The sequence below is a fragment of the Waddliaceae bacterium genome (assembly GCA_018694295.1).
In the GTDB taxonomy this organism is placed as follows: Bacteria; Chlamydiota; Chlamydiia; order Chlamydiales; family JABHNK01; genus JABHNK01.
This window is the reverse complement of the sequence record JABHNK010000028.1, coordinates 1-9,799: the sequence shown is the minus strand read 5'-3', so window position 1 is coordinate 9,799 and position 9,799 is coordinate 1. Positions and strand designations below refer to the sequence as shown.

Here is a 9,799-nt window from a genome sequence, read left to right as displayed (position 1 = left end):
CTTCTAAATGACCATTCTGTGCTGCTACCCAAAGAGGGGTGCGACCGCTGTTGTTGGACTTGTCAACCTTGGCACCCTTGGCAATTAACGCTTTCACAACTTCTGCGCGACCATTCTGGGCTGCTACCCAAAGAGGGGTGACGCCGTCTTTATCAGGCTCATCAACCTTGGCATCCTTGCCAATTAACGCTTCCACAACTTCTAAATGACCATTCTGGGCTGCTACCCAAAGAGGGGTGACGCCGTCTTTACCAGGCTCATCAACCTTGGCATCCTTGCCAATTAACGCTTCCACAACTTCTAAATGACCATTCTGTGCTGCTATCCAAAGAGGGGTGAAGCCTTTGTTATTGGGCGCATCAACAGAGGCACTCTTTTTAATTAAAGCATCCGCTAAAATTTCTACAGCTTTTACATGACCATTCTGGGCTGCTACCCAAAGAGGGGTAAATCCACGATCTCCTGCTGCAAGATGCAAACCGTTTGTTTGGTATAGTTCATGCAAACTTATCATGTCTGTTTTGGGCAAATCTTCTTGAGCAATGACATCTATCCCTAATGTCACGGTATCTTGCCCTGCAAAGGTAACTGCAATTAACATTGCGACGAGTTGTCTAATCCCTTTATATGATGGAGTTGATATATCAAAAGAAGGCGGAATATGCTTATTATTAGGGTCGTAGAAAAAGCATTTATTTTCTTTGCAAAAGATTCCTATCTTATGGTCTCCCGTGCTAAGAAATAGGAATTTTGGCTTGTCGGTATCGGCGAATAAAATTCTGCTTAATACCGTTATGAGGCCTTCATATTTACTGGTCTTGACATCACGCGAAAATGTCGCTGCAAAATAAAATCGAGAAGAAATAGGTTTTATTTCCGTTGTATCCGAAAGGAAGGAAAGATCCCTTGCGGGATATGACTGTCCACCACTTTGTAAAGGTTTATGAAGATAAAGAACATCGTTACATAGATGCTCCAACTCTTTTTGGTCTTCTGTTAAATCGGAATAACATGTGTCCTTTAAATACCCCATCTTGTCAAAATCTACAGAAAAAGTTTTGTTAAGCCGCTCAAAAAAGACATTTTCTTTGCCTAGAAACTGGTAATAGCAGTATAGCGTTGTAAGGCCGTGACATACACCCATTTCTAAATATTTTTTTTTACGCCCTTTTTTGCCCCACAATTCAGGATTGCGCAGCTGAAGATATTCAATCAAACGAGTAATGATCTTTCCTTGGTGAAAATCCCATTGTTTGCTGACCGCTTTATCAAAATCTTTTGCCGGCAAAACATCTCGTAAAAACAATATCGTTGGCAAAGAGGCCTCTTTGGCTCTATTATCAATAAGATCTTTAGCCATCTCGACGTTTTTGTTTACAGCGGCAATATCGAGCGGTGTTTCGCCGGCTTTGTTAGGCTTGTTAACGTCTATGCCGAGACGTATAGCCCATCGTATTGTTTTTATGTCGCCGTTTTTTACGAGAATGTGCAGCAACGTATTCCCCTCTTCGTCAACATGCTGTATTTCTTTCTTATCAAAAAGCTCGTCCTTTAAAGGCATGTTAAGATGAGCCGATGTTTTTATGCGCAAAGTAAGGTCGCCGATATTTTCCAGCTCTTGCTGTGCTTTATCATCACCCATGGCCAATACTTTGCTACAATGTAGGATGTCTTTAACCCTCTTAAGAGCTTGGGTGGCCTTGCTATCTTGGGGACCTGGTTCTATGTTGGACACCTTTTGCATAAGGTCGTCCGAAGGCGCTTCTGTTGTCTCGCCGGAAAACACCTCTTTTTCGAGGTCTCGTATAGTGGCGTCTACCGAGGAGAGGTCTTCTGCTTTTGCGTCTTGCTGCAAGCCTCGCGCTCCTATCGAGTGTATGATGTTGCCAATTCTATCGTCCATAAGTTATTCCTATGTCTATATAACACTTTTGTAAAAGTTTTATTTATATGAAATCAAGGAGTTTTGTCTATTATCGTTGTCTTTTTCGGCTGTAGGCGTTATCTTGTGTGAAAACTCTTGGAGCTTCTATGGGCATAGCGACGTATCTCACCTTTTTGCGTATCTTTATAAGCCCTCTATTTATGGTGATATATCTTGCGCACCAGTGGCTGGGGATCTCTGCCGTATGGCTGCCCTATATACTGCTGACGCTTTTCGCAATATCGGAGCTTTCGGACTTCGCCGACGGCTTTTGTGCCAGAAGATACAATCAGGTGTCCGACCTTGGCAAGATCCTAGACCCTATGGCCGACAGCATCTCGAGGATAGCCGTCTTCTTGGCCTTCACCCGCGGCGTCGTAGACCTTCCCATCTTGCTGGTCTTCGTCTTCATATACCGCGACGCCGTCATCAGCACATTGCGGACGGTATGTGCTCTGCGTGGCATAGCCCTGGCGGCGAGGGTCAGCGGCAAAATAAAGGCCCTTCTGCAGTCAATAGCGGTATTCTTTATCTTGCTGATGATGATACCGCACTCTCTTGGGTATCTTTCTACCGAGACGCTGCAGGACGTCGCCATGTACGTCGTTGCTGTCGTAGCGGCTTATGCCCTCTTTTCCGGCGCGGAATATGTCTACGCCAACAGGATGCATGTGAAAGCTATGTTAACATACAAAAAAAGGAACGTTTTATGAGCAACAAATATGAAGTTTTAGGCCTCGGCGGCTGTATCTTAGACCTCGTCGTGCAGGTCTCAGAAGACTTCCTCGAAACAGTACCAGGAGAGAAAGGCGGGATGGAACTCGTCGGACACGACGACATCGTGTCCATCATCACCAGCTGCAGTGGCGAGGCCATCGAAGTCCCCGGCGGCAGCGCCGCCAACGCAATAAAAGGGATATCACACCTAGGCATCCATTGTGCTATGGCAGGAAAAGTCGGCAACGACAAACAAGGAGCCTCCTATAAGAAAGGCCTCGAAGACCTGGAAATAACACCAGTACTCTTCAACACAGACACCCCTTCGGCAATAGTCTTGTGCCTAGTAACACCCGACGGACAACGCACCATGCGTACATATCTGGGGGCTTCGGCGGAGACGAGAGGCGCAGACCTTACCGCAGAGATGTTCCACGGCGTGAAACTCGTCCATATCGAAGGATATACCCTCGACCATCACAACCTCACAGAACGCGCTATGGAGCTAGCAAAAGACGCCGGAGCCCTCGTATCTTTCGACTTCTCAAGCTTCGAGATAATAAAACGCTACAAAGAACGTATCATGTCCCTCTTAGAAAACTACATAGACATAATCTTCGGAAACGAAGACGAGATGAAAACAATAACAGGGCTCCCCCCAAAAGAAGCATGCCAACACCTCGGAATGATGTGCGACACCGCTATAACACTAGTAGGAAAAAAGGGCTGCTACGTCTCTCACAACAACACAACAAGCCACTATCCTGCCATCCCAATAAAACACCCACTAGATACAACAGGCGCCGGAGACCTCTTCGCCAGCGGATTCCTCTACGGACTCCTAAAAGACCAAAACATGAAAACATGCGCACAATACGGCGCCATAACAGGTAACGCCGTAGTACAAACCCTCGGCGCTGAAATATCACAATCCTCATGGCAAAACATAGTGTTAAGGACTACGCGTCCTTAACAATCCTCGACAAGTGGACCTGTCCCCTTGTATCCCCGCGACAAAGCAAAAGCCGAGGAAGCAAGCTTCCTCGGCTTTTGCTTTGCCTTTGCTGTCATCACCATCGCTACGCGATGATGATGAGAGATAGGATCATTTGTATGGTGTCAGGATTAGACTCAAGCCTGAAACCAAACTTCTTTATCCATAAATTTTCTTGAATTCTGCTTTCAAAGGGTTCTTATGGTTCTTCTCAAAAACGGTTAAAAACATGCTTATGATTCCACGCAATAAATTATAGGCCTCTTCTAGTATTCTTTTTATGTCGGCTGGATTTCCACTTAAGTAAACAACGAGACTTCCATCTAGTTTTCGTTCAAAAAAATCTTGAAGAGCAGATTCTTTTAGGTGAACCGAAGAGCTCAATTGCCTATAAATCCAGACATATATCCATTTTACTGATTTAGATTTAATACCATTACGTTTGTTGTAATCGTCAATGTATTGAGCTCGCCCTCGTATATCAAGGGTTGATTTTCCTGAATACTTATTAATTTTAATTTCAGTCTTTTTTATCCGCTTTTCTGTTTCTTTTAATGCCTGCTCTAAGTCTTTTATTTCAGTGCAGCTTGAAGAATAGCTAGGATTTGTTTTTAGAAAATCAACAGCATCATAGAATTGTTTTTTTCTATCAAGCAAGTCGTCCAAAACGAGTATATAATAATGTTTTAAGTTCGGAGAACAAAATAAAAATTTTGCGTTTATATAATTTTCATATAGTGTTCGTAATAGAATCAAACAGGGGTGAGATCGTTTTTCTTTACAAAGACTATAAATGGCTTCTATATTACTAAAAGCTGCAACCGTCATTGCTAAAAAAAATTGTTTTCTTCTTCTTATTCGGCTAGGTTCGATTTTTTGCTTAGCAAAGCAATCAGCCCCAAAATTTAGTAATTCTGCTAGCTGGTTTAGTTCTTTTTGATAACTTAAATTCATTTGGATATTAGATCATGGTTTGTTTAAAAAACATTTTCGCTTTTTAAGGCTTTATTGTCTAACAATCCTGCAGTTTCTTTGATAGATTTGTGGGTCGAATAACACATTGGATCTATCCACATCACGAATATAACCCTCTCATCGCCATCGCTTGACGGCAGAGGCAAAGCAAAGGGCAGCCCTTTTCTTTGTCGTGGGTTTGCAAAGGGAAAATTTCCCTTTGCCGGGGATTGTCAAGGGCGCGGAGCCCTTGACCTTGACTATTATTTATATACGCCGAAGGTTTTGTTGAGTGGTTTTACTACGTAGTGCCATAGTAGTGCGTATGTTATAGGAGCCATTATGACGGGGCAATATGTGAACAGCGGGTTTATTCCGAGAACGAATGTTATCCTTACTACGAAGACGGCATATAGTGCTACTATTAGTCCGAGGATTGCTCCCATTACTGTGGGGTTGCCACATACTGGGCATTTTTTCTTATGTCCTACGGCGTGAAGGACGTTCCATAATCCCCATACTAGTGGAAGCATATGTATCGCGAATATTGACACGATATAACCTTTTCCTGCTAATGCGGTAATTATAAGCATTAAAGGTAATGCTGTTGCTGGCAGCGCAAGTCCTGCGATAAAAGCTTTAAGATATTTCATCTCTCTCTCCTCCCTTGTTGATTTTGTGAGATTATACTTTTGTATATAATATTTTTTTGTATTATAGTCACCTTATATCATTGAGCATTGAAATGCGGCGTAGCCGCATAGTGAGGAAATGAAGTTATGCCTTTACCTTTAAAAATAGGTATATTATGCGGAGGAACCGGTGCTGAGCATGGTGTCGATTTGTTGGCTGTCAAGGATGTTGTCAATGGTTTATCATCGTTGGGTCATCTCACAAAGATTATTTATATAGCCAAGTCGGGTATATGGTATCAGGTCGATATTGAAAACGATGAACTTAACAAAAAAACCTTTGATGTTTTAGTTGAGGAAAAGAGTGATAAACTGATCCCGGTAATGAAGCTTATATCGAAGAATAGCGCCGACATTTTTACGGTAGCGGCCCTTGAACCTATTGATCTATTTTTTCCATTGACGGATGATCCTATCCAGGGATTTCTAGATAGTTTAGGGACACCATACGTTGGCTCTGACTGGGTCGGTGTGGCAGTTGGAAGAGATAAGGATATCTGCAAACGATTGTTATCGTCGGCAGGACTACCTGTAGTCGATGGAATTGTTATAGACATCAATGAACCGGTTGATTATAGATCAATTATATCACGTCTGGGCAGCACGCTTTTCGTAAAGCCTGCCCGCCAGGGGTCTTCTTTCGGGGTTTCAAAGGTTTTTGAAGAAAATGGATTTCACGAAGCGATTGAAGCAGCCGGGCGTTTTGATCGTAAAATCATTATAGAAACCGCCATACAGGGACGAGAAGTGGAAGTAGCCGTTCTTGGTGATGAGTCTCCTGTTGTCTCGTCTGAGTTAGGTGAAATTGTTGATATGGATGGGTACTATACGTTTGAAAAGAAATATTTCCAAAATTCCGAAAGACATATAAAAGTGCCTGCCATGATTGACAGTAAGCTGAAAGAGGAGATGCGTCTTGCCGGACTTAAAGCATTTCAAGTTTTGGGATGCTCGGGAATGGCACGGATCGACTTTATTTTGGAGCCCGGAAACCGTTACTATGTTCTAGAGGTGAATACGTCTCCTGGTCTTGGTATAAAATCCATGTATCCTAAAATATGGGACGCTTCGGGCCTGCAATATAAAGAGCTGCTAAACTGTCTGGTTGAAAGCGCCCTAGCAAAAAAGACGGGTAGTATTAACGTTGAGCATCAATTATCGATGAGTAATATATAACGCTGTTGGAGAAATATGAAATTTGTAAAAGCATTAATTTTTTCTATGTGTGTCTTTGGCACTGCTTATGGTGCCGACATCGACAACATCGTAGAACGTATCGACACTTTATTCCGTAGCGACTACAGCGAAGCGACGGTATCGATGATGATAACGACGCCGCACTGGAAGCGTACGCTCGAGATGGATGTGTGGTCACGCGGCATGGACGATACGTTTATCACCATAACATCTCCGAAGAAAGACCGCGGTATCACCACTCTGAGGAAGGGAAATGAGATGTGGAACTACTTCCCCAAGATCGACAAGGTGATAAAAGTGCCGCCGTCGATGATGATGGGTTCGTGGATGGGGTCGGACTTCACCAATGATGACCTCGTTAGGGAGTCGTCGCTCCTCGATGATTACGATGCTTCTTTCGTCGAAGACGCCGCCCTCGCCGATAGTCTGATAATGATTTCGCTGGTGCCACGCGAAGGGACGGTATCGTTATGGGGAGAGATACGTCTTCTTGTACGCCGTGAAGATTCTATGCCTTTGGAGCAGGTTTATTACGACGAGCATGGCGCCAAGATACGTGTGTTAACGCTTAGCGATATTAAGGAGCTTGGCGGCAAAAGGATTCCTACTGTTCTGACGATGATATCATTAATAAAGGATAACAACACTACTGTTATCCGCTACCATGATGCTACCTTTGGGGAAAAGGTTCCTGACGACACCTTCACATTACGAAATCTGAGGAAGAAACAATGAAGATGCTCTTCGTACGCTTTGCTTTTCGTAACATTTTCCGTCAGAAGCGTCGTTCTATCCTTACGGGCCTTACTATTGCCGTAGGTTTCTTTCTTCTGTCGCTGTCGATCGGCGTCTCTGAGGGCAGCTACAGCGAAGTCATTGACATATTCACGAAAAGCCATACCGGGCATATACAGATACACCATAGCGACTACCTCGACAAGCCCAACCTTTATAAGACCATCGATGAAGTTGATATCCCAGAGCTTTCTTTTATGACGTCGTGGACGCCGCGGGTGTATTCTTCGGCGCTGGCTTTTGGCAACAATAAAACCTTGGGCACTCAGGTTCTTGGCATCGACCTCGACAGAGAATTTAAGACGACGACCCTTGCCGCCAAGCTATCGGAAGGGACTTTTTCTGAAGAAGGTGCTGTGATAACGGCGAGTCTTGCAAGAACAATGAAAGTTGCTGTCGGCGATGACATCGTCCTCATCAGCCAAGGTGCCGACGGGTCTATCGCCAACGACATTTTCCCGATATCTGGCATCGTCAAAGACGAAGAAGGTATGATGCTATGTTATCTTAGCATTGCTACAGCGCAGGAATTTCTTTCTTTGGGGTCTAGAGTCCATGAGATTGCCATAATGACAGACTCGTACCACCATGCCGAAGAGTATGCTACAGCAATACGGGAAAGTATCGGCGATGCAACCCTCGACATACAGCCGTGGCAGGTCGTGGAGAAGAGCTTCTACGACGCCATGCTTATGGACATCAAGGGCATGTGGGTATCTCTTAGCATCATCATGCTTATCGTTGCTCTTGGCATACTAAACAGCGTCCTTATGGACATTCTGGAGCGTACCAGGGAATATGGTGTGCTTAAGGCGCTGGGGACGTCACCAGCGTTTATCTTCAAGCTTATCATCACGGAGATGTTTCTGTTGACGACGATAAGTGTCATCATCGGTGCCATCCCCGCCTTTATCGCCAACTGGTTTTTGGCAGAATACGGCATCGCCCTTTCCGAGCCTATAGAGTTCGGCGGTGTCATGTTCTCAACATACCGCAGTGCGGTATCTTTTACTGTCTTCGCTGTCCCTGCCGCCCTAACAATGGCGACATCGTTGATAGTAAGCATATTCCCCGCCATAGGGATACTACGAAAACCTGCTGTGGAGGCCATGAGACATGTATAAGATCTTACAGCTTATAAAACTTGGTGCCCGTAATATCTTCCGCAACAAAAGAAGAACCTTCCTAACGGCTACCGTCATAGGGATAGGCCTTGCTGCGCTAATATTCCTCGACGCATACCTTATCGGCATGAAAGAAAATATCACCCACAGGGTTACGACGACGTTCCTCGGAGAGGCGCAAGTCCATGCTGAAGGGTTCAGGCTCACCAGGGAAGTCGAGAATACTGTCAATGACAGCGAAGAAACCATAAGATTTTTGGAAGAGTCCCCTGCCGTCGCGGCATATACCATGAGGGCGGTGTCGCCTTGTATGCTGACATCGCCACGCAATGCCTCTTCGGTGGCGTTGTATGGCATCGACACTGACAGTGAGCGTAAAATTTCAAGCATCCATCGCGCAATAACATCTGGGGTATTCCTCGACGGCAACGAACGCGCTATACTCCTCGGCTATGACGTCGCCGAAGACCTCGACGTCGCCATCGGAGACCATATCGTCGTAACGGTAGCGCAGGCACATACCGGCGACCTTATGCAGGACCTCCTTGAGGTTTCGGGGATCTTCAACTTCGGCGACCCTTCACTCGACAAGACGACAGCGTTCGTCGTCCTACCGACAGCGCAGAAGATGCTCGGCATCGGCGACGACATCCATGAGATAGCGATACTCTTCGATGATACCGTTCCTTCAGAGGATTTTTTCGCTGAAGCTTCAGCGGGAGAAAACGAGGCGCTAGGCTGGAAGGATCTTATGCCTTCACTGTCGGCTATGCTCGAAATGATAGACTACAGCATCATCACCATCGAAGCTATCCTTTTTACCCTCGTGATATTCATAATAATGAATACCCTCTTCATGTCGATCTTCGAGCGTACCACGGAGTTCGGAATCCTCCGCGCCATAGGAACACGCCCACTACAGCTCTTCGCTCTAATAATCATCGAAGCCGGCGCCCTTGCGGCTCTTAGCGTTATCATCGGCACGGTAATAGGGATGACTTTGGTGACGATAGTAGGAATCACAGGAATAAGCTACGCAGGACTCAACGTCGCAGGAGTGACCTTCTCCGAGCCAATATATGCCGTCTTCCACTGGAGGCAGGTGGTGACGTTCCCAGCAGTGGTCTTCGTCTTCACCGTCGCAGCAGCGATATATCCTGCGATATCGGCGGCAAGGACGATACCGGTAAAAGCACTACAACAGATAGGAAAATAGGAGATGGTTCAAAGTTGAGTAACAGATAATAGAACTTGCGAAGGTGAAGCTCCCTAAAAAGTTCGGAGTAGGACATTCTACCACAGAGAACACAGAGGACACGGAGAAAGAAAACAATCTGGCTGGGGGATTTTCCCCCAGACCCCCAAGCTCCCAAAAGACAAAAAATCCTCGGGGTTCTAGGGG

General features: G+C 45.3%; 9 protein-coding genes. 6 read left to right on the top strand and 3 right to left on the bottom strand.

Translation table 11 applies throughout. The annotated features are described in order from the left end of the window. Nucleotides 1-1,642: hypothetical protein (locus HN980_03310; GenBank protein ID MBT6928506.1), on the bottom strand; the 1,642-nt coding region annotated here is incomplete at its 3' end. 389 nt (nt 1,643-2,031) lie between these two features. On the opposite strand from HN980_03310, the gene pgsA reads away from it, so the two are divergent. Further along, complete coding sequence (gene pgsA / locus HN980_03305; protein ID MBT6928505.1) at nt 2,032-2,637, top strand: CDP-diacylglycerol--glycerol-3-phosphate 3-phosphatidyltransferase; 606 nt, start codon at nt 2,032-2,034, stop codon at nt 2,635-2,637. Beyond that, a complete protein-coding gene (locus HN980_03300; protein MBT6928504.1) occupies nt 2,634-3,614 on the top strand; it encodes an adenosine kinase in 981 nt (326 codons plus the stop codon). The genes pgsA and HN980_03300 overlap by 4 nt, the downstream gene beginning before the upstream one ends. Before the next feature lie 180 nt (nt 3,615-3,794). Here the strand turns inward: HN980_03300 and HN980_03295 are convergent, their stop codons facing one another. Together HN980_03295 and HN980_03290 are read right to left on the bottom strand one after the other, a co-directional pair. Then, the gene (locus HN980_03295; GenBank protein MBT6928503.1) at nt 3,795-4,589 is read right to left on the bottom strand and encodes a hypothetical protein; all 795 of its coding nucleotides are present in this window, start codon (nt 4,587-4,589) and stop codon (nt 3,795-3,797) included. A gap of 263 nt (nt 4,590-4,852) precedes the next feature. Beyond that, nucleotides 4,853-5,242, bottom strand: a complete 390-nt coding sequence (locus HN980_03290; protein ID MBT6928502.1) for a hypothetical protein — start codon at nt 5,240-5,242, stop codon at nt 4,853-4,855. A 126-nt stretch (nt 5,243-5,368) separates the two neighbouring features. Here HN980_03290 and HN980_03285 point away from each other — a divergent pair, with 126 nt between their 5' ends. From HN980_03285 to HN980_03270, 4 genes are read left to right on the top strand one after another with little or no spacing between them, the layout of a single operon-like run. After that, on the top strand, nt 5,369-6,457 hold the full coding sequence (locus HN980_03285) for a D-alanine--D-alanine ligase (GenBank protein MBT6928501.1): 1,089 nt from the start codon (nt 5,369-5,371) through the stop codon (nt 6,455-6,457). A 15-nt stretch (nt 6,458-6,472) separates the two neighbouring features. Next, entirely contained in the window at nt 6,473-7,213 is a 741-nt protein-coding gene (locus HN980_03280; GenBank protein MBT6928500.1) for an outer membrane lipoprotein-sorting protein, read from the top strand. Next, nucleotides 7,210-8,397: an ABC transporter permease gene (locus HN980_03275; GenBank protein ID MBT6928499.1), complete on the top strand. Its 1,188-nt coding sequence runs from the start codon at nt 7,210-7,212 to the stop codon at nt 8,395-8,397. The genes HN980_03280 and HN980_03275 overlap by 4 nt, the downstream gene beginning before the upstream one ends. After that, a complete protein-coding gene (locus tag HN980_03270) occupies nt 8,390-9,613 on the top strand; it encodes an ABC transporter permease (protein MBT6928498.1) in 1,224 nt (407 codons plus the stop codon). Before HN980_03275 ends, HN980_03270 begins: the two co-directional genes overlap by 8 nt. The last annotated feature ends 186 nt before the right edge of the window (nt 9,614-9,799 follow it).

Coding starts and splice junctions, on each gene's coding strand:
- HN980_03295 (MBT6928503.1), bottom strand. CDS start 4,589: ATGAATTTAAGTTATCAAAAAGAACTAAACCAGCTAGCAGAATTACTA.
- HN980_03270 (MBT6928498.1), top strand. CDS start 8,390: ATGTATAAGATCTTACAGCTTATAAAACTTGGTGCCCGTAATATCTTC.
- HN980_03280 (MBT6928500.1), top strand. CDS start 6,473: ATGAAATTTGTAAAAGCATTAATTTTTTCTATGTGTGTCTTTGGCACT.
- HN980_03275 (MBT6928499.1), top strand. CDS start 7,210: ATGAAGATGCTCTTCGTACGCTTTGCTTTTCGTAACATTTTCCGTCAG.
- pgsA (MBT6928505.1), top strand. CDS start 2,032: ATGGGCATAGCGACGTATCTCACCTTTTTGCGTATCTTTATAAGCCCT.
- HN980_03285 (MBT6928501.1), top strand. CDS start 5,369: ATGCCTTTACCTTTAAAAATAGGTATATTATGCGGAGGAACCGGTGCT.
- HN980_03300 (MBT6928504.1), top strand. CDS start 2,634: ATGAGCAACAAATATGAAGTTTTAGGCCTCGGCGGCTGTATCTTAGAC.
- HN980_03290 (MBT6928502.1), bottom strand. CDS start 5,242: ATGAAATATCTTAAAGCTTTTATCGCAGGACTTGCGCTGCCAGCAACA.